This window comes from Limnohabitans sp. TS-CS-82 (genome assembly GCF_002943475.1).
The window spans coordinates 24,617-43,746 of the sequence record NZ_PTQX01000007.1; the positions used below are offsets into that span (position 1 = coordinate 24,617).

19 protein-coding genes and 1 pseudogene are annotated in these 19,130 nt (G+C 56.7%); 7 read left to right on the forward strand and 13 right to left on the reverse strand.

The genetic code is table 11. The annotated features are described in order from the left end of the window. The first annotated feature begins 53 nt into the window (after positions 1 to 53). Positions 54 to 338, forward strand: coding sequence for a high-potential iron-sulfur protein (locus tag C5F52_RS14650; RefSeq protein ID WP_369952223.1), 285 nt, complete (start codon positions 54 to 56; stop codon positions 336 to 338). A 76-nt stretch (positions 339 to 414) separates the two neighbouring features. Here C5F52_RS14650 and C5F52_RS14655 read toward each other — a convergent pair whose 3' ends face one another. Continuing rightward, positions 415 to 1,188, reverse strand: a complete 774-nt coding sequence (locus tag C5F52_RS14655) for an enoyl-CoA hydratase/isomerase family protein (protein WP_104799113.1) — start codon at positions 1,186 to 1,188, stop codon at positions 415 to 417. A 69-nt stretch (positions 1,189 to 1,257) separates the two neighbouring features. On the opposite strand from C5F52_RS14655, the gene C5F52_RS14660 reads away from it, so the two are divergent. Next, positions 1,258 to 2,196: a 2-hydroxyacid dehydrogenase gene (locus tag C5F52_RS14660; protein ID WP_104799114.1), complete on the forward strand. Its 939-nt coding sequence runs from the start codon at positions 1,258 to 1,260 to the stop codon at positions 2,194 to 2,196. A 78-nt stretch (positions 2,197 to 2,274) separates the two neighbouring features. Here the strand turns inward: C5F52_RS14660 and C5F52_RS14665 are convergent, their stop codons facing one another. Then, the gene (locus C5F52_RS14665) at positions 2,275 to 4,137 is read right to left on the reverse strand and encodes a DEAD/DEAH box helicase (RefSeq protein ID WP_104799335.1); all 1,863 of its coding nucleotides are present in this window, start codon (positions 4,135 to 4,137) and stop codon (positions 2,275 to 2,277) included. A 240-nt stretch (positions 4,138 to 4,377) separates the two neighbouring features. Here C5F52_RS14665 and ettA point away from each other — a divergent pair, with 240 nt between their 5' ends. From ettA to C5F52_RS14685, 4 genes are all read left to right on the forward strand, one after another. Next, positions 4,378 to 6,045 carry an energy-dependent translational throttle protein EttA gene (gene ettA / locus C5F52_RS14670; protein ID WP_104799115.1) on the forward strand — a complete coding sequence of 556 codons (1,668 nt, stop codon included), beginning with the start codon at positions 4,378 to 4,380 and terminating at the stop codon, positions 6,043 to 6,045. A gap of 201 nt (positions 6,046 to 6,246) precedes the next feature. Then, positions 6,247 to 6,879, forward strand: a complete 633-nt coding sequence (locus C5F52_RS14675) for a response regulator (protein ID WP_104799116.1) — start codon at positions 6,247 to 6,249, stop codon at positions 6,877 to 6,879. A gap of 60 nt (positions 6,880 to 6,939) precedes the next feature. Further along, positions 6,940 to 7,950: an LLM class flavin-dependent oxidoreductase gene (locus C5F52_RS14680; protein ID WP_104799117.1), complete on the forward strand. Its 1,011-nt coding sequence runs from the start codon at positions 6,940 to 6,942 to the stop codon at positions 7,948 to 7,950. 21 nt (positions 7,951 to 7,971) lie between these two features. Continuing rightward, on the forward strand, positions 7,972 to 9,012 hold the full coding sequence (locus C5F52_RS14685; RefSeq protein ID WP_104799118.1) for a methionine synthase: 1,041 nt from the start codon (positions 7,972 to 7,974) through the stop codon (positions 9,010 to 9,012). Positions 9,013 to 9,380: 368 nt separating this feature from the next. Here the strand turns inward: C5F52_RS14685 and C5F52_RS14690 are convergent, their stop codons facing one another. From C5F52_RS14690 to C5F52_RS14735, 9 genes and pseudogenes are all read right to left on the reverse strand, one after another. Further along, positions 9,381 to 9,899 (reverse strand): hemerythrin domain-containing protein, encoded by a 519-nt coding sequence (locus C5F52_RS14690; protein WP_104799119.1) that lies wholly within the window; start codon positions 9,897 to 9,899, stop codon positions 9,381 to 9,383. A gap of 157 nt (positions 9,900 to 10,056) precedes the next feature. Further along, a pseudogene (locus tag C5F52_RS14695) lies at positions 10,057 to 11,388 on the reverse strand (MFS transporter); the annotation flags it as partial. A gap of 6 nt (positions 11,389 to 11,394) precedes the next feature. After that, positions 11,395 to 12,576, reverse strand: coding sequence for a beta-ketothiolase BktB (bktB, locus tag C5F52_RS14700; protein WP_104799121.1), 1,182 nt, complete (start codon positions 12,574 to 12,576; stop codon positions 11,395 to 11,397). A gap of 62 nt (positions 12,577 to 12,638) precedes the next feature. Further along, the gene (locus tag C5F52_RS14705) at positions 12,639 to 13,319 is read right to left on the reverse strand and encodes an RluA family pseudouridine synthase (RefSeq protein ID WP_104799122.1); all 681 of its coding nucleotides are present in this window, start codon (positions 13,317 to 13,319) and stop codon (positions 12,639 to 12,641) included. Positions 13,320 to 13,341: 22 nt separating this feature from the next. Next, positions 13,342 to 13,647: a 2Fe-2S iron-sulfur cluster-binding protein gene (locus C5F52_RS14710; protein ID WP_104799123.1), complete on the reverse strand. Its 306-nt coding sequence runs from the start codon at positions 13,645 to 13,647 to the stop codon at positions 13,342 to 13,344. 10 nt (positions 13,648 to 13,657) lie between these two features. Continuing rightward, positions 13,658 to 13,939 (reverse strand): hypothetical protein, encoded by a 282-nt coding sequence (locus C5F52_RS14715; RefSeq protein ID WP_104799124.1) that lies wholly within the window; start codon positions 13,937 to 13,939, stop codon positions 13,658 to 13,660. A gap of 192 nt (positions 13,940 to 14,131) precedes the next feature. Further along, on the reverse strand, positions 14,132 to 14,551 hold the full coding sequence (locus tag C5F52_RS14725; RefSeq protein WP_104799126.1) for a hypothetical protein: 420 nt from the start codon (positions 14,549 to 14,551) through the stop codon (positions 14,132 to 14,134). Continuing rightward, entirely contained in the window at positions 14,532 to 15,146 is a 615-nt protein-coding gene (locus C5F52_RS14730) for a nucleotidyltransferase domain-containing protein (protein ID WP_104799127.1), read from the reverse strand. Before C5F52_RS14730 ends, C5F52_RS14725 begins: the two co-directional genes overlap by 20 nt. A gap of 29 nt (positions 15,147 to 15,175) precedes the next feature. Next, the gene (locus tag C5F52_RS14735; RefSeq protein WP_104799128.1) at positions 15,176 to 15,709 is read right to left on the reverse strand and encodes a pseudouridine synthase; all 534 of its coding nucleotides are present in this window, start codon (positions 15,707 to 15,709) and stop codon (positions 15,176 to 15,178) included. 78 nt (positions 15,710 to 15,787) lie between these two features. On the opposite strand from C5F52_RS14735, the gene C5F52_RS14740 reads away from it, so the two are divergent. After that, a complete protein-coding gene (locus C5F52_RS14740; RefSeq protein ID WP_104799129.1) occupies positions 15,788 to 16,480 on the forward strand; it encodes an SOS response-associated peptidase in 693 nt (230 codons plus the stop codon). On the opposite strand, the gene C5F52_RS14745 is transcribed toward C5F52_RS14740, so the two are convergent. Together C5F52_RS14745 and C5F52_RS14750 are read right to left on the reverse strand one after the other, a co-directional pair. Continuing rightward, the gene (locus tag C5F52_RS14745) at positions 16,481 to 17,119 is read right to left on the reverse strand and encodes an NAD(P)H-dependent oxidoreductase (protein ID WP_104799130.1); all 639 of its coding nucleotides are present in this window, start codon (positions 17,117 to 17,119) and stop codon (positions 16,481 to 16,483) included. A gap of 211 nt (positions 17,120 to 17,330) precedes the next feature. Beyond that, entirely contained in the window at positions 17,331 to 19,130 is a 1,800-nt protein-coding gene (locus tag C5F52_RS14750) for a glutamine--tRNA ligase/YqeY domain fusion protein (RefSeq protein WP_104799131.1), read from the reverse strand.

Sequence of the window (19,130 nt, forward strand, 5' to 3'; positions counted from 1 at the left end):
CAAACTTTCCCAAGGGGACATTGATGAACAAACCTACCAACCGTCGCGTATTCATGATGCAAACCATTTCTGTTGCTGGCGTTGCCGCCTTTGCAACAACTGCTGCACAAGCAGCGATGGTGGACGAGAAAGACCCACAAGCCGCTGGCTTGAGCTACAAAGCTGATGCCACCAAAGTGGACAAAGCCAAACAACCTAAATACGCGGCTGGCCAACAGTGCAGCAACTGCGCTTTGTACCAAGGCAAAGCAGCAGACGCCGCAGGCGGCTGCCCCTTGTTTGCAGGTAAGCAAGTGGCTGGCAAAGGTTGGTGTTCGGCTTACGCCAAGAAGGCTTAATTTCAGCCTTGGCCTTTTCAAAGGCTGCAACAAAATGGGAGCCCACAGGCTCCCATTTTTTATGCTCGGTACCCGTTTAAGCGCCCGTGAATTTAGGCGTACGCCGTTCGGCAAATGCGGCACGGCCTTCTGCAAAGTCGTGGCTGTACACCGATTGGCGGGAACGTTCTTTGAGCGCAGGCTCGTTGTACAGCCCAGCAGCGATTTCGTTCAAGCTTTTTTTGGTGTGAGCCAAAGCCAAGGGGGCCATTTGGCTGAGGGCGTCGACCAAGCTTTGGACGTGGGTTTCAAACGCATCGGCCTCGACCAAGGCTTCAAAAATGCCCAGCGACTCCAAGACTTCGTACGGCATGGATTGCCCGAGCAAAAACGCACGTTTGCTGGCCTGTAACCCAAAGCGATTGACGTATCGGCGCAAGCCACTGGGGTAATAGTGCAGGCCCAGTGCGGCTGCAGGCATGCGCCATGTGTAGCCGCGCTGCGCCACAGTGAAGTCGCAGGCAAGCACCAAGTCTGTCGCGCCGCCATACACGCTGCCATTCAAGGCACAAATCGTCACAGGACGTAAACGCTCCAGAGCCTCTGGGATCTTTTCAAAGAACAAAGGCGCCATGGGGTCGTTGTCAAACCCACCCACGTTGTAGCCTGCGCTGAACACGGCTTGTTTTTGTGTGCTGGTGTCAGCGCGTAAAACCACCGCATGTATCGCCGTATTGCGGTTGATGGTTTCAAAGTGAGCCAGCAAGGTATTGAGGTCATCGTCCGTCAAACTGTTGCGCTGCGAGGGACGGCGCAAGGTGAGGGTGGCCACAGCGCCAGAGATGTCGAGGAGAGGGGTGCCTTCAGTCATAGTCTGTGATGTTAGCCAATCACGGAGTAGAGTAAGGGTCAGTACAAAAGACTGCTGGAGGATTCCGCCATGACACAAGAGATCATGCAAGTGTCGCCCTTGCCCCCGTTCATGATGAACGCGCTGCAAGAAGCCGATTACATCGTGCACGACCACACCCACATCAAAGACCCAGGCGCGCTGGTCAAAGTGACAGCACTGGTCGGCACAGGTGCGGCGGTGGTGGATAAGAAATTGCTGAGCATGCTGCCCAACGTGAAGTTGATTGCCATTTGTGGCGTCGGGTACGACGGTGTAGACGTGGTTGCTGCCAAAGAAAAAGGCATCATGGTCACGCACACGCCAGGCGTGCTGACCGACGATGTGGCCGATTTGGCGTTGGGCTTGGTGTTGTCGATTGGCCGTCGTATTCCACAAGCCGATCGCTTTGTGCGCAACGGTGATTGGGTGAACGACACGTTTCCCATGACCCGCAAAGTCTCGGGTGCACGCTTAGGTGTGGTGGGGATGGGCCGCATTGGCCGTGCCATTGCCAAGCGTGCGGCCGCATTTGACATGCGTATTGCGTACACCGGTCGTGAAGCCAAGGCCGATGTGCCTTACGCCTTCTACAAAACTGCCACGGCCTTGGCGGCCGAGGTGGACTATTTGGTGGTGGCGGTGCCCGGCGGTGACGGCACTAAGAATTTGATTGGTGCTTCTGTGCTCCAAGCACTGGGCCCCAAGGGATACCTTATCAACATCGCGCGTGGCTCGGTGGTGGATCAACCGGTGTTGGTGCTGGCCTTGAAAGAAAAACAGATCGCAGGCGCGGCCTTGGATGTATTCTGGGACGAGCCTGTGATTGACCCAGAGTTACGTCGTTTGAACAATGTGGTGCTCACGCCGCACATTGCCAGCGCCACCGAGGAAACGCGTCGCGCCATGGCTGCGCTGACGATGGCCAATTTGGCCGCTTTTTATCAAAAGAAACCTCTGCTGACCCCGGTGCCGGAGTGTTGTGCTTGAGGTTTTGCACCTAAATGCCCAATAAAAAGCCAGCTTTAAGCTGGCTTTTCTCGTTTGCCTCCAAGGGCCGTGAGAAGCTTAGCGGCTGTAACCGCCGCCACCACCACCACCACCGAAACCACCGCCTGAACGGCCACCGCCACCTGAGCGATTGCCACCACCACCGCCGCCGCTAGGACGACGGCCATAACCACCGCCACCACCACCGCGTTTGCGTTCGGTCATAAGGTCCACGCTGGTGCGTGTGGGGTCAGGCTGGCGCTGACCGCCACCTTGTGTTTTGTGGCCAAAGGCGTTCACGCCGCTTTGGGTGCCCAAGTGCGCGTTGGCGCGGGGCTGGAAGTCGTCGTCGTCACGGCGTGGAGCGCGAGGTGCGTCAAAGTCGCGTGGTGGACGTGGTGCATCGTTGCGTGGGCCACGGTTATCAAACTGGCGGGGTGCACGCTGACCTTGGCCTTGTGGTCGATTGCCATCACGTGCTGGGCGTTCACCGCTGCGTGCAGGACGGTCACCAAACTGGGCGCGTTCACCATCGCGTGCGGGACGATCGCCCACACGGTCACGGCTCACATGGCTATTAGGGCGAGGTGCGCGACCTTCAGAAGCACCACCTTGACCACCACGACCGCCACCGCCATTGCGACCGCCGCCAGTGGCTTTGGTGTCGCGAATGCGTTGCATCATTTCGCCGCGTGCAGCCTTGGCTGCTGCAGCCATTACGTCGCGGCCTGGGGGCTTGCCAATGCCACCCCACAAGGTTTGACGGCCCATGGCAATGGGTTCTGCTTTTTCGTCAGCGTCTGGACCAAAGTCGGCCACAGGCACCACGGGCACTTGTTGTTTGGTGAAGATTTCGATGTCGCGCATGAAACCTTGTTCGTCCAAAGACACCAAGCTCACGGCTTCACCGCTTGAGCCAGCGCGGCCTGTGCGGCCAATGCGGTGCACATAGTCTTCGCTGATGTTGGGGATTTCGTAGTTCACCACGTGTGGCAACTCGTCAATGTCAATGCCGCGTGCGGCAATGTCGGTGGCCACCAAGGCGCGGATTTCGCCGGTCTTGAAGCCCGACAAGGCTTGGGTACGTGCAGTTTGGCTCTTGTTGCCATGCAGCGCCATGGCGCTGATGCCGTTCTTGGTCAAGAACTCGGCCACGTTGTTGGCACCAAACTTGGTGCGTGTGAACACCAGCACTTGGCTCCAGTTGTGTTCGTTGATGATGTGCGCGAGCAAAGCCTTTTTCTTGCCGCGGCCCACAGGGTGAACCACTTGCGTGATGCGTTGCACCGTGGTGTTGCTGGGCGTGACTTGAATACTTTGTGGGTCTTTGAGCAGGTTGTTGGCCAGTTCGCGAATTTCGTCGCTGAAGGTGGCTGAGAACAACAAGCTTTGTTTGTCTTTGGGCACCAAGGCCAAGATTTTCTTGACGTCGTGGATGAAGCCCATGTCCAACATGCGGTCGGCTTCGTCGAGGACCAAGATTTCCACGGTGGACAAATCGAGCAAGCCTTGCTGTTGCAAGTCGAGCAAGCGGCCGGGTGTGGCCACCAAAATGTCCACGCCTTTTTTGATGCGGGCGACTTGAGGGTTCATGCCCACGCCGCCAAAGATGACGGTGGAGGTGAGTTGCAAGTATTTGCCGTAGTTGCGCACCGACTCTTCCACTTGGGCCGCGAGTTCGCGGGTGGGGGTCAGCACCAAGGCGCGCACGCCGTACACGCCAAACTTGTTTTCTTTGCTGCGGCTCATGGTGAGCTTGTGCAACATGGGCAAGGTGAATGCCGCTGTTTTACCCGTGCCGGTTTGGGCACCTGCCAACAAGTCGTGTCCGGCGAGAACCGCTGGAATGGCTTGGGCTTGGATAGGGGTTGGGGTTTCGTAGCCCTGTTCGGCCACAGCTTTTTGGATGGCCGGAGCCAAATTTAAATCTTCAAATTTCATGATGGAGCGCTTTATGTCAGCGCGTGACACCAACCCGCTTGGCCCGAAGGCCACCCAGTCAAAGGTCGGCAATATTTACAGGTGAGCTCAAAAATCACAAACAGAAGTGTTTGGAACCAGCTCCAGCAGAAGTGCTGATGTTGCGGCAACTGGCGGCGGCAACGGACATGATTGTCGCACGGATCCAGATAGCAGGGATAATCGACGTTTTATTGCTTCTGCTACCCGAAAGAAAAACAAATGGCTCAGTACGTTTTTAGTATGAACCGCGTCGGCAAAATCGTGCCGCCCAAGCGTCAGATCTTGAAAGACATTTCTCTGTCTTTCTTTCCCGGAGCCAAGATTGGCGTGCTGGGCACCAACGGTTCAGGCAAGTCCACCCTGCTCAAAATCATGGCGGGCATCGACAAAGAGATCGAGGGTGAAGCCATTCCCATGACGGGCCTGAAGATTGGATATTTGCCCCAAGAGCCACAGCTCGACCCTGAGCACACTGTGCGCCAATCGGTCGAAAGCGGCATGGGCGAGGTCAAAGAAGCGCAAGCTCGCCTTGAAGAGGTGTATGCCGCCTACGCCGAAGAAGATGCTGATTTCGATGCCTTGGCCGCTGAACAAGCCCAACTCGAAGCCATCATTTCCGCCTCTGGCGCGGGTGACGGCTCAGACCACTTGCTGGAAATCGCTGCCGATGCGCTGCGTCTGCCCGCATGGGACGCCATCATTGGCAAACTGTCTGGTGGTGAGAAACGCCGCGTGGCCTTGTGCCGTTTGTTGTTGTCTAAGCCTGACATGCTGTTGCTTGACGAACCTACCAACCACTTGGACGCCGAATCGGTGGATTGGCTGGAGCAGTTCTTGGCCCGCTTCTCAGGCACTGTGGTGGCCATTACCCACGATCGTTACTTCCTCGATAACGCCGCTGAATGGATTTTGGAACTCGACCGTGGCCACGGCATTCCCTACAAAGGCAACTACTCCACATGGTTGGAGCAAAAAGAAGCCCGTTTGGCCACTGAGCAGCGAACCGAAGACGCACGCAGCAAGGCCATGAAGAAGGAATTGGAATGGGCGCGTCAAAACCCCAAAGGTCGTCAAGCCAAGAGCAAGGCCCGTTTGGCCCGCTTTGAAGAGTTGTCCGATCACGAATACCAAAAGCGCAACGAAACACAGGAAATCTTCATTCCAGTGGCAGAGCGCTTGGGCCATGAAGTGTTTGAGTTCAAGAACGTCAGCAAGTCCTTTGGTGACCGTTTGTTGATCGACAACCTGAGCTTCCAAGTGCCTGCAGGTGCGATCGTGGGCATCATTGGCCCCAACGGTGCAGGTAAGTCGACCTTGTTCAAGCTGATTGCTGGCAAAGAGCAGCCAGACAGCGGTGAAGTGAAGATTGGCCAAACCGTCAAGATGGCGTTTGTGGACCAGTCGCGCGACGACCTGAACGACAACAAAACCGTGTGGGAAGACATCTCAGGTGGTTTGGACATCATGAACGTCGGCAAGTTCCAAATGCCAAGCCGTGCGTATTGCGGCCGCTTCAACTTCAACGGCGGCGATCAGCAAAAGAAAGTCGGCATGTTGTCTGGTGGTGAGCGTGGTCGCTTGCACTTGGCCAAGACCTTGATCGAAGGCGGCAACGTGTTGCTGCTCGATGAGCCATCCAACGACTTGGACGTGGAAACCTTGCGTGCGTTGGAAGACGCGCTGTTGGAGTTTGCGGGCTCTGTGATGGTGATCAGCCATGACCGTTGGTTCCTCGACCGTATTGCCACCCACATCTTGGCCGCTGAAGGCGATAGCCAATGGGTGTTCTTTGACGGCAACTACCAAGAGTACGAAGCGGACAAGAAGAAGCGTTTGGGTGAAGAAGGTGCCAAGCCTAAGCGAGTGCGCTTTAAAGCATTGAAGTAATTTTTTCTGAGCTACTGCAAGCCCAGATGTCTTAGGCATCTGGGCTTTTGCACTTTCTGAGGGTATGAGTTTGTAGCTTGTAAAGCTTTGCTTCATCATTTTTAATACTTTGATGGTTTTAATCGACGATACAATGCATACAAATGGTTGCATTGATGTATGTAGCTTTCCTCAGATTAGTTAAGAGAATAGGAACTTGTAATGAATATGCCCCCTTCAAAAGAACCGTACGACGGTTACTGTGGTACCAGTTATGCAGCCAAAATGTTGGGTATTTCTGTAGGAACTGTCCAAGGCTTGGTCGAAAAAGGTGACCTCAAAGCTTGGAAGACCCAAGGCGGTCACCGCCGCATTTCATTGCAGTCCATTCAAGACTACCAACGCCGCCACAACTTGGCTCCCGCCTCCATGATGCAAGGCGAAGACCGCTTGCGCGTGTTGGTGGTCGAAGACGATGAAAGTACCCGCTTGATGTTGCAAACCAACTTTGATCAGTGGGGTTTGCCTTTGGATGCGGTCATGTACGCATCCGCCATGGAAGCTTTGCTGGACATGCCCAGCTTGCAGCCGCAAGTGCTGTTGACCGATTTGAAAATGCCCAATGTCGACGGTTTTGAGTTTTTGAAAACCCTCAGCACCCACAATTTGTTCAGCAATTTGGCGGTGGTCGTGATGACCGGCATGAGCCCTGAGGACGTGCGTGCCAAGGGTGGCTTGCCAGATGGCGTGCAAATGTTGCAAAAGCCCATCGACATGGACTGGTTACACGGCTTCTTTGATGCGCTGATGTCTGTGCGTCAAATCAACCGTCGCTCACGCGCTCAACCTGCTTAAACCACAGGACTTGTGCCTGAGTGACAGCTAAACGATGCAGGGCCAGTTAAGCTCTGCCCCGTGCTCAAACTATCTGTCCTCGATCAATCTGTCGCTGCTACTGGCCGAGGCCAAGACGCAGCCATCCGTCAAACCTTAGACCTTGCCACTCAGTGCGAGGCATGGGGCTATCACCGCTTTTGGGTGAGCGAACACCACAGCCACCCCAGCATCGTGGGTACGGCGCCTGAGGTATTGATGGCGGCCATTGCCGCGCGCACCACGCGCATTCGGCTGGGCAGTGCAGGCGTCATGCTGCCGCACTACGCGCCCCTCAAAGTTGCTGAACAATTTCGTGTGCTCGATGCTTTGGCCCCAGGTCGCATCGACCTTGGCGTGGGCCGTGCTCCTGGCAGCGATGGCCGCACGGCCCAGCTGCTCAACCCCGACCGCCACGCCTCTGACAACTTCCCTCAGCAAGTGATGGAGTTGCAGGCTTGGGTCACGGGCGAGCCAATTCCCGCAGGCCACCCCGGCCACGGCGTGTATGCCTACCCCAGCGGCCCCACATCGCCCGATGTGTGGATGTTGGGCAGCTCAGATTACGGCGCACAGCTAGCCGCTCATTTGGGCCTGCCGTATGCCTTTGCCTACTTCATCACCGAAGGGCAGGGTGTGGACAACGCTTTTAACCTTTACCGCGCCAACTACCGCCCCAACGAACGCAACCCCAAACCGCGCGCCACCGTGTGCGTGTGGGCTTTGGCTGCGGACACCGAAGACGAGGCGTGGCGTTTGTTCCAAAGCCGCGCCCGCTGGAAGATGGACCGCAACACAGGTCGCATTGGCGCTTTGTTGCCACCCGATCAAGCTGTGCGCGACTACAACGCCTCAGAGCAAGTGGCCATGGCCGAGCTGCGTGCTGGCGCTTTGGTAGGCAGTGCCCCACAAGTGGCCGATAAACTGCGAAGGTTGGCCGAGCGTTTGCAGCTTGACGAAGTGGTCATCATCACTTGGACGCACGAGCCTTCAGCACAGGCCCGCTCGTATGAGCTGCTGGCCAAAGAGTTTTCATTGACGACATCAACCTAAAACCAAAACGGAGACCAAACCATGTTTTCAACCGCAATCGCAGGTAGCTTGCCCAAACCCGAATGGTTGGCCGAGACCAACAAACTCTGGCCCAAGTGGCAGGCCGAAGGCGATGCGCTCTTGCAAGCCAAAGCCGATGCCACACTGTTGTGGATCAAAGCGCAAGAAGACGCGGGCCTCGACGTGATTGGTGACGGCGAACAATCGCGCCAACACTTTGTGCACGGCTTTTTAGAGCAAGTCGAAGGCATCGACTTTGAAAACAAAGTGACGATGGGCATTCGCAACAACCGCTACGACGCGCAAGTGCCGCAAGTCATTGCGCCTTTGAAGTTGAAAGGTCGCGTGCATGCGTTTGAAGCGCAGCTAGCCCGTGCCCACACCAAGAAGAAACTCAAGTTCACCTTGCCCGGCCCCATGACCATCGTCGACACCGTGGCCGATCGTTTTTATGGCAAGGGCAAAGACGCTGTGCAAGGCCGCATCGACATGGCGTTTGCTTTTGCTGAGCTGCTCAACCAAGAAGCCTTGGCTTTGCAAGCCGATGGCGTGGACATCATTCAGTTTGACGAACCTGCGTTCAACGTCTATCTAGAGGAAGCTGCCGATTGGGGCGTTAAAGCGCTAGAGCGCGCCGCGCAAGGTTTGACCTGTACCACGGCTGTTCACATTTGCTACGGCTACGGCATCGAAGCCAATAACAACTGGAAGAAGACACTGGGCGACGAATGGCGTCAATACGAAAAAGTATTGCCCGCCTTGGCCAAGAGCAGCATCCAACAGGTGAGCTTGGAGTGTTATCACTCACACGTACCGCCAGAGATGATGGCGTTGCTAGAAGGCAAAGACGTGATGGTGGGCGTGATCGACGTGGCCAGCGATGTGATTGAAACGCCAGAGCAAATTGCCGACACCATTGGCATGGCGTTGAAATACGTACCTAAAAACCGTTTGATTGCGTGCACCAACTGCGGCTTGGCGCATATGAGCCGCGAGGTGGCGATGAAGAAGCTGCAAGCGCTGGCGGCTGGGGCTGCGTTGGCGCGTACGCGTTACGCCTGATGTTTTTTCTTAGTTAGGGGGCGAGGGGTTTGGGCACCTGTTTACGCTCATGTCCCCCGATTCAGGCGGAGCCTGAATCTCCTCCTTGACTTCGCTACAACAGATACCCAAACCCCTCTCTTCGCTCACGAAGATGCTTGCTCGCCTTTGGCTTTGCAAGCGTCAAACTTCCCTGTTTGCAGCCAACGTTTTTGCTTACTGACAGTCGTCCACCAGCCCAAAGGCTCATGCAGCTTGGGTGTCTTGTGAAGCGAAGTCAAGGAGGAGAGGGGCGCTTAGCGCCTCTCGGGGGACATGAGCGTAACAAGGCGCCCAAGATGCGTGAGCCGTCTAACGCCAACGAAGACAACAGCAGCAACAAAGAGCAGTTAAGCGCAGCCGCTGTCACCGCAGCTGCCGCTGCCGTGAATTTCATCTTCAGGCAATGCCTCAGGCGCTGAGACGATGCCAGTCTCAGCGTCGTAGCCCACACGGCGCAGGTGCAGGGCCAAAGCGGCATCCATAGTTTGCGCGTGTTGCGGAAACCAAATGCCCAGCTCATGTGCCATTTGGCGCATCACCGCCATGTCGCCTTTTTCTCGGCCACGGCGCAAGCCTTCGCGCATCACTTCGAGGATGACGTTGTGCTGCATGGTGTGGCAGTTGCTGGATGAAAACTTGGTGTCTTTCATCCACTTATCTTCACCCCCAAAGTGCTCTTCGGTGTGCTCGATCAGAGCAGCAAAACGCTCGGTCAAGGTGTCGTCATCGGCCAGTTCGGTGGCGGCCAGCAAGTCGACAAACTCACGGTGCGTGTCGTCCATGAAGTCCAGCTCGAGTGACAAGGCGTCAGACCAAGCGAGAGTGACTTCGCGGGTGGGCAGTGTGGCGGTGAGTGTGTCGGTCATAAGAGCTTTTGAGAGAGGTTACGTTTAGCGCTTGCTTGAGCGTTGGCAAATAGGCCATGCGCTAAGTTGGTGTCGCACGATCATCGCAAGATGCTTGAATTGCAACAATATTAATTGTAAGAAGCTGCCACATCCTTGCGCTGCGTCAAACCCCGCGCAGCCAAGCTGCAAATCGGTACAAATAACTGGGCTCGGCCATGAAGATGGCCAGCGTCACCGCCGCGTTGGCCACGCCGGTCCACAAGAAGATGTCGGGAATGCTCATGCCAGCGCTTAGCATGGCCCCTGCAATGAGCGAGCTGGCAATCATGAAGATGGCATTGATGATGTTGTTGGCTGCAATGATGCGGGCCACTTCATGAGCTTTGCTCTCGATTTGAATGAGCGCATACATGGGCACGCTGTAAATGCCGGTGAACAGGCTCAGCAGCAGCAAGTCAGCCATGATGCGCCAGTGCGCGCTTTGTGCCACAAAGGCGCTGACGCCCATCAGTTCAGACACAGGCAAATTGCTAGCGGCCACATACAAGTCCACGGCAAACAGTGTCATGCCGATTGCGCCCAAAGGGCTCAGCCCCATCTCCACGCGACCGCGGCTGAGGTATTCGCACAAGAGCGAACCCGCGCCAATGCCAACCGAGAACAATACCAATAACAGCGAAGCCACTTGTGCATCGCCGTGCAACACCTCTTTGGCAAAGCTAGGAAACTGACTTAAAAACACAGCGCCAAAAAACCACATCCAGCTGATGCCCAGCAGCGTTTGAAACACCTTGGCGTTGGCGCGTGCCAAGCGCAGGTTGCGCATGGTTTCGGTGATGGGGTTCCAGTTGATGGCCTCATTTGGGTGCGTTGCTGTGAGCGCAGGCATGCGCCCACTCATCCAGCGGCCAAACACCGCTACGGCCACGCAAGCCACGGCCACTGAGGCGTGGCCAATGTCAGGAATAGCCACCAACAAACCACCCGCCACATTGCCCAGCAAGATGGCTACAAACGTGCCCATCTCCGTCATGCCGTTGCCACCTGTGAGTTCATGCTCGTCTAGCACGCGTGGCAGGTACGAATATTTAGCAGGCCCAAACACGGTGGAGTGCAGGCCCATCAAGAAAGTGCAGGCCAACAGCACGGCGGCTTGCTGGGTCATAAAACCCACAGCTGCGAGCAGCATGATGGCGATTTCACAGTTCTTCACCCACCGCATGATGGTCGTGTCTGAATACTTTTCAGCCAGTTGCCCACTGGTGGCCGAGAACAACAAATAGGGAAGGATGAACAGCGCCCCAATCACCAAGCCCGCTAAAGAGACGGGCAACCAGCTCACGCTGAGCTGGTAGGTCACCATCACGGTGAAGGCGAACTTGAACAGGTTGTCGTTCGCCGCACCGCAAAATTGCGTCCAGAAGAACGGCCCAAACCGACGTTGATTTAACAGGGCGAACTGGTTGGCTTCGCGTTGGATAAAGCTGTCGTCGGTAGGGCGGTTCATGTGGGTTTAAAGACGCTCAAAAATAGCAGCGATACCTTGGCCGCCACCAATACACATGGTGACCAAAGCGTACTTGCCGTTGATGCGTTGCAGTTCGTACAGGGCCTTGACTGTAATCAAAGCGCCGGTTGCACCGATGGGGTGACCCAAAGAAATGCCAGAACCGTTGGGGTTTACTTTGGCGGGGTCGAGGCCGAGCTCTTTGCTCACGGCGCAAGCTTGTGCTGCAAAGGCTTCGTTGGCTTCAATCACATCCATGTCGTTGGTGGTCAGACCTGCTTTTTGCAAAGCAAGGCGAGACGCCGACACAGGGCCCATGCCCATGATTTTTGGGTCGAGGCCGGTGTGGGCATAGGACACCAAACGTGCTAATGGCTTAGCGCCACGTGCTTGGGCAGTTTTAGCTTCCATCAACACCACTGCGGCAGCGGCGTCGTTGATGCCCGATGCATTACCTGCAGTGACTGTGCCGTTTTCTTTGATGAAAACTGGCTTCAGCTTGGTCATGTCTTCGAGCTTGCAGTTGGGGCGGAAGTGCTCGTCGGTGGCGTACGCCACGTCGCCTTTTTTGCTCTTTAGCATCACAGGCAGGATTTGGTCTTTGAACACGCCAGCTTCAGTGGCGCGTTGGGCGCGGTTGTGGCTCTCTACCGCAGCTGCGTCTTGCATCTCGCGGGTGATGCCGTATTTGGCGGCCACGTTTTCAGCAGTCACGCCCATGTGGATGTTTTGGAAGGGGTCGTGCAAAGCGCCCACCACCATGTCGACCATCTTGGTGTCGCCCATGCGTGCGCCCCAGCGTGCGCTGAGAGAGGCGTAAGGGCCGCGGCTCATGTTTTCGGCGCCGCCGCCAATGGCGATGTCGCAGTCACCCAGCATGATGGCTTGGCTGGCAGACACGATGGCTTGCAGGCCTGAACCGCACAAACGGTTCACGTTGAAAGCTGGCGTGCCTTCGGCGCAACCGCCGTTGATGGCTGCCACGCGAGACAGGTACATGTCTTTGGGTTCTGTGTTGACCACATGGCCAAACACCACATGGCCCACATCTTTGCCTTCGACGTTAGCGCGTGCCAATGACTCGCGCACCACTTGGGCGGCCAGCTCGGTGGGGGGAATGTCTTTCAGGCTGCCGCCGTAAGTACCAATTGCTGTACGAACACCGCTGACCACAACTACTTCACGCATTTCTGTCTCCAGTTATAAAAGTTAGAACCAAATGAGTTTGCGCCGTTTGGGCTACAGATGTCTTACGTTTGAGGCCCTAAAACGTAGGGGTTTGCCGCAGACCAAGCCACGGGTGCGCTGAAAAACAGCGGTTCTTCTGTAAACGGGTGTGGAAATCCAATGTCTTGCGCGTGCAGCATCAGGCGCGGTGTGAGCGCTTTGATTTCTGGCGGCGCATACAGCGAATCGCCCAGCATGGGGTGCCCAAGGCTTTGCATGTGAACGCGCAATTGGTGTGTGCGACCAGTGAAGGGCTCTAGTTCAATCAAGCTGGCTGTGTCGCCCGTTTGCACCATGCGCCATAGGCTCAGGCTGGGTTTGCCGTCAGGGTGAATGATGTGAATGGGGCGACGCTCCCAGTCGAGCATGATGTTGCCCTCAATCGCTCGCCAGCCTTCTTCATTGGTAGGCACATGCGTTTGGGTGAGCAGCGGGTTGCCTGCTACCACCGCCATGTAGCGCTTGCTCACCTGACGTGTTTCAAACAAGCGGCTGATGCGGCGCTGCGCCTCAATGCCACGCGCCATCACGATGAGGCCCGAGGTGTCTTGGTCGAGGCGGTGCACCACCAGCGCGTCGGTGTAAATGTCTTGCACGCGCTTGGATAGGCAGTCTTGCTTTTCAGGGCCACGGCCCGGCACAGACAGCAGGCCGCTGGGTTTTTCGAGCACCAGCAGGTGTTCGTCTTCGTAAATCGGGTTCATGTGTGAGTGGCTTAAATGGGCTTTATGTAGCGCGAGCCTGTGTTTGCTCTAGCACCACATTAGAGGTGGGTCTAGCCACGCAGGGCAGCACATAGCCCTCGGCTTTTTCTTCGGCACTCAGGCCTGGCCACTCGATGGTGTAGGTCACTTCGCCGCTCACAAGGCGGCACACGCAGGTGCGGCATGTGCCATTGCGGCAAGAGCTGGGCAGCTCGATGCGCGACATTTCAGCGGCTTCTAGCAGGGTGAGGTCACCCTCGACGTCGTATTGCAGGCCAGCGGGCTCCACCTTGACGGTGAAGATTTCAAAATTCTCTGGGGCAGTCATGGTCAGGCTGTCAGTTCGAGGCAGTTAATTTCGCTTCGGCTTTGTCCAGCACCAGCGCGAGGTTGTCTAGCAAATCGGTTTGGCTGAATGAGCAGCTTTCTTCGCTGAACAAAGCGCTCGATTCCAGTCGGTCTACCAGCTCTAACCACACCTCTTCAAACTTGGGCGGCAGGGCTTTGAACAATGCCTCTTGCGAGCGGGCGGTTTGTATGAACGCACGGTCGGTCAGCGCGTTGTTGCGCAAATCGGTCAGTGCAATGCGAAGGGTGGCGAGAGCAAGGGTGGCAGACATTACTTGTTCTTAATCTTGCCGCGTGGCGCGACGTAAGTAGTGGGAGGGTTGGGACGATCCGAGGTGGAGGTCTTAGGAGGTGACGTGTCCTTTTTAGGCTTCTTTGTCATTTTGTTGCTGTGTTGTTCGCCTTTGGCCATATCACCTTCGTTGTAGTTGTCTCGGATTGAGATAGTGGAATGGTAAGTCACATCAGCAAGGCTGCGCGTTCAGCGCGTCAAGCACGCGCTGTGTGGCGGTGATCAGGTCGGCCACCAAGCGCGCATTCACATCCAGCATGCCTTCGTACTCGCCGAGGTTGCGCGTGTTGTGACATTTATCAAGCACACGCCAAACCTCTGGGCCAAGGCCCAGTGTGTGGGGCAACACCTGAAACACGATAAAGCGGTTGCTGGGCCGATAGCCCTTGCGCCTGAGTGCGGCTAAGCAAAGCGCGTGCGCTGCGTTGTAGGCCAAGTCGAATTGGCTTTCTAGCGCCAGGTCTTCGTTGTGTGCATCGTGCAAGCGGGCTGTGCCGGTGCGTATCAGGCCCGCAAGCTCTGCCTCGTCGGGTGCTTCTACTTTGAGTGCTTTGCCGGGACCACTGAGGTTCTCAAGTGCGGTGTTGTCCATTCATTTGCTCCAACTTGCCGATTAACCAAATCTTGGGCTGCTGCATCACGCGGGTGATGAAGGCCTGATCTTGGTCTAGGCGTTGGGCAAATTCGTCGGGTGTGTATAGCGTTGGGTTGATGTTGCGCTTGAGCTGCTGGCTGGCGCTTTCCAGTGCGCCAAATACATCGGCGTAGCTGAGGTTGGGGCTGATCAACATCACATCCACATCGCTTTGAGCGGTGTCTTGTTGGTTGGCCATTGAGCCATACACAAATGCGGTGTCTATGCGATTGCCCAAAGGGGCTAGGGCGCTGCGCAGCACATCGGCCAGCCCCACGGTTTTAAGCACCAAGCCGCGCAGCTCGTTGTACACCGGTGACTGCGTGTTGGCCTGGAAGTGTTTTTGGTTACCCACCTTGGTGACGGTGATCAAGCCGACTTGTGCCATATCTGCCAGCTCGCGCTGCACCGCGCCTGTGCCTGACTGCGCGAGTGCAATCACCTCGTTCGCATAAAAGCTTCGGTCGGGCTGTCCAAACAGCACTGCCAGCACGCGTTGGCGCACTTTCGGGAACAGCGCATCTGCCAGATTGGAAATGTTTGAAATACCCATAATGGGGTATATCGTACCCTATTTGGGTTTTATCGTGTTTCTTGCCAAGTTGCCAGCGGCAGGTCCATCAAGCTGTAGGGGCCGATGTTTGTGCGTATCAGGCGCAGGGTGGGCAAACCCACAGCGGCGGTCATGCGGCGCACTTGGCGGTTGCGGCCTTCGCGGATGGTCAGCTCTATCCAAGACGTAGGTTTGGTTTGCCGCACACGGATGGGCGGGTCGCGCTCCCACAGGTAGGTGGGGGCTTCTGCTGCGCGGGCGCGAGCGGGTAGGGTCATGCCGTCGTTGAGCATCACGCCGTTGCACAGGGCTTGCAGCGCGGCTTCGTCGGCCATGCCTTCGACTTGCGCGAGGTAGGTTTTCTCCATCTTGAAGCGCGGGTCGGCAATGCTGGCTTGCAGCTGGCCGTCGTCGGTGAGCAGCAGCAGGCCTTCGCTGTCGGCGTCTAAGCGGCCGGCCACATACACGCCGGGCAGGGTGATGAAATCTTTCAGGCCGCGCCATTTCCCCTCGGGGGTGAACTGGCTGAGCACGCCGTAGGGCTTGTTAAAACGAATCAGCATGGAAGATGAAAAGCGAACGAAGGCTAGAGCGTATCAGGCGCGCTGCAGTGCTTTGGTGCACGCGGCTACCATGGCCGCATGACTGCCCATTTTGAAAGCGTGCAAAACGCCGCGATGTACCCCGATGCCTTTGATGTGGCAGCCCCCGAAATTGCCTTTGAGCGCGACCTGTGGCCGCGCAAACTGGGCGTGTTTGTGCGCAATGCGCCTGCGGTTGAAGGCGCTGTACCCGATGCATCGCTTGATGAAACGGCGCTTGCAGCGCCGGTGCGCGAATTGGCTGTGGGTCAGTTTGGTTTTGTGCCCCAGTGGGTCAAGTCGGCATCGGACGCCAAGCTTCGCTCCACCAAGATGGTCAATGCCCGCTCCGAAACCGTCACCACGTCCAACAACTTTCGCGATGCATGGCTCGCAGGCCAGCGCTGCATCGTGCCCATGATGGCGTTTTTTGAAGATGACTGGCGCACCGGCAAAGCTGTGCCCACGCGCATCACCCGTGTGGACGGCAAGCCCATGGGCGTGGCGGGTATTTGGGAGCGGTGGGCCAAGGACGGCACAGAAATCATCAGCTTCACGCTGCTGACAGTCAATGCCAACAGCCACGCCTTGCTGCACCGCTACCAACAAAACGGCAACGAAAAGCGCATGCCCGTCATCTTGGGCGAGGGCGCGTATGACGCGTGGCTCAATACGAAGCCTGAGAAAGCCCGCGAATTTATGCGCGCTTACTCGGCTAACTTGTTGACGGCCAATCCCGTCGAGAAGAAGTAATTACTTCACTTCGGTTACGAACTGCTCGCGTGGGCGGCGCACTTTTTTGAGTGGTGCGAGCCAGTCTTGCTCAGCCAAGCGGTAGCCCAAAGGCATGATGGCCACGCTGCGCAAACCGCGTGCGTGCAAGTTCAAAATTTCGTCCACGGCTTTCGGGTCGAAACCTTCCATTGGCGTAGCGTCCACTTCTTCAAACGCTGCAGCGATCAACGATGCACCCAAGCCAATGTAGGCCTGGCGAGCGGCGTGTTCAAAGTTCACATGTGCGTCACGCGCAGGGTAGTTGGCCAACAACATTTGGCGGTAGTTTTCCCAGCCTTCGTTGGTGCCGCCGCGTTGGGCGTTGGTCAGGTCAAACATCATGTTGATGCGATCAGCCGTGTAGTTGTCCCACGCAGCAAACACCAAGAGGTGTGAGCCTTCGGTGATCTGCGCTTGGCCGTGTGCGCTGGCTTGAATCTTGGCGCGCACTTCGGGGTTGGTGACCAACACAATTTCAAACGGCTGCAAGCCGCTCGATGTAGGTGCTAAGCGAGCCGCTTCGATGATGCGCTCCACTTTGTCTTGAGGCACCACTTTGGTGGCATCCATTTTTTTAGCGGCGTAGCGCCATTGCAATTTATCGAGAAGAGTAGACATTGAATAAGTTCCTTTACGTCGGGGAAGCATAGCCAAGCCAGCAGTGGTTTGCTAGCTTGGAGATATTGGGTTGTTTGGTATCAGTAGGTGGTGTTTGATTGCCTGTTTTCAAGGCAATGCTTGCCAAGCCTTATGGGATCTAGGCTTGAAGAGATATCCAAGATGTTGCCCACAGGTTCATGCACATAGGCATGGGACAACTCTTGGAGGTTTACTTCGCCCAGGTGTCCTTCAAGCCCGTGATCTTGTTAAACACCAACTTACCCCCCGCATGGTCCACGCGGTCAGTCACAAAATAGCCGTGGCGTTCAAACTGAAAGTGCGCACCGGCGGGTACGTGTGCCAATGACGGCTCTACATACGCGGTCACCACTTTCAGGCTGTCGGGGTTGAGGGCTGCAAGGAAGTCTTTGCCGCCTGCGTCGGGTTGTGCGTCGGTGAACAAGCGGTCATACATGCGTACTTCGGCTTGCAGGCCATCGTTCACGCCCACCCAGGTGATGGCGGCGCTGGCCTTGACGGTGGCGCTGCCGGGTGTACCGCTCTTGGTGTCGGGGATGACAGTAGCTTGCACTTCTGTGATGTTGCCAGCCGCATCTTTTGTGCAGCCCGTGCACTCGATGACGTAGCCGCCTTTGAGGCGCACTTTGTTGCCGGGGTAGAGGCGTTTGTAGCCTTTGGGCGGCACTTCGGCGAAGTCGTCACGCTCAATCCACACTTCTTTGCCAATTTTGAAATGGCGTGTGGGTACTTCAGCGCCTTCTTCTGCGTGGGGCAGTGCAGGTTGTGTGCACGGCTCTAAGTGGCCCGCACCCATCACGTCGTCCCAGTTGGTGAGCACGAGTTTGACGGGGTCCAGCACGGCCATGGCGCGGTGTGCAGTGTTTTCTAGGCTTTCGCGCAAGCAGCCTTCGAGCGTGCTGTAGTCAATCCAGCTGTCGCTCTTGGTCACGCCAATGCGTTCGGCAAACAGCTGCAGGCTCTCGGGTGTGTAGCCACGGCGGCGCAGGCCGACGATGGTGGGCATGCGCGGATCGTCCCAGCCGTTGACCTTGCCTTCGTTCACCAGTTGCGCGAGTTTGCGTTTGCTGGTGATGACGTAGGTGAGGTTGAGGCGCGAGAACTCGTATTGCTTGGGTGCAGGTGCAGCCAGCAGGCCGCACTCGCACAGGCGGTCCATCAACCAGTCGTAGAACGGGCGTTGGTCTTCAAACTCCAGCGTACAAATGCTGTGGGTGATTTGCTCCAGCGCGTCTTCGATGGGGTGGGCAAAGGTGTACATCGGGTAGATGCACCAGGTGTCGCCCGTGTTGTGGTGTGTGGCGCGGCGAATGCGGTAGATGGCTGGGTCGCGCAGGTTGATGTTGGGCGAGGCCATGTCAATCTTGGCACGCAGCACGGCTGCACCGTCGGCCAGCTTGCCATCGCGCATTTCGCGAAAGCGTGCGAGGTTTTCAGCGGGTGTGCGTGAGCGGAAAGTGCTGTTGACGCCGGGCTTAGAAAAGTCGCCACGGTTGACGCGCATTTCTTCTGGTGTTTGTTCGTCCACATAGGCGTGGCCCGCTTCAATCAAGGCCTCGGCAGCGCGGTACATGAAGTCGAAGTAGTCGCTGGCTTGGTAAGCCGCATCGTTGCCGGGCTGGCTCCAGCTAAAGCCCAACCATTGCACCGCGTCGATGATGGAGTTGACGTATTCGGTGTCTTCTTTTTCGGGGTTGGTGTCGTCAAAGCGCAGGTGGCACACGCCACCGTAGTCACGCGCCAAACCGAAGTTGATGCAAATGCTTTTGGCGTGGCCCACATGCAAGTAGCCATTGGGCTCTGGCGGAAAACGCGTGCGAATCTTGGCAGGGTCTGGCTCGCCCTTGGCGTGATGCGCTGCGTCCCCTGGGCTGCCCGCCCAGCGGCGGCTGGCGTAAGTACCTTGGGCCAAATCGTTTTCGATGATTTGGCGCAAAAAGTTGCTGGGCTTGTGGTCTTGTTCTGTCGCGGGGTTGGCGGGTTTCGTCAT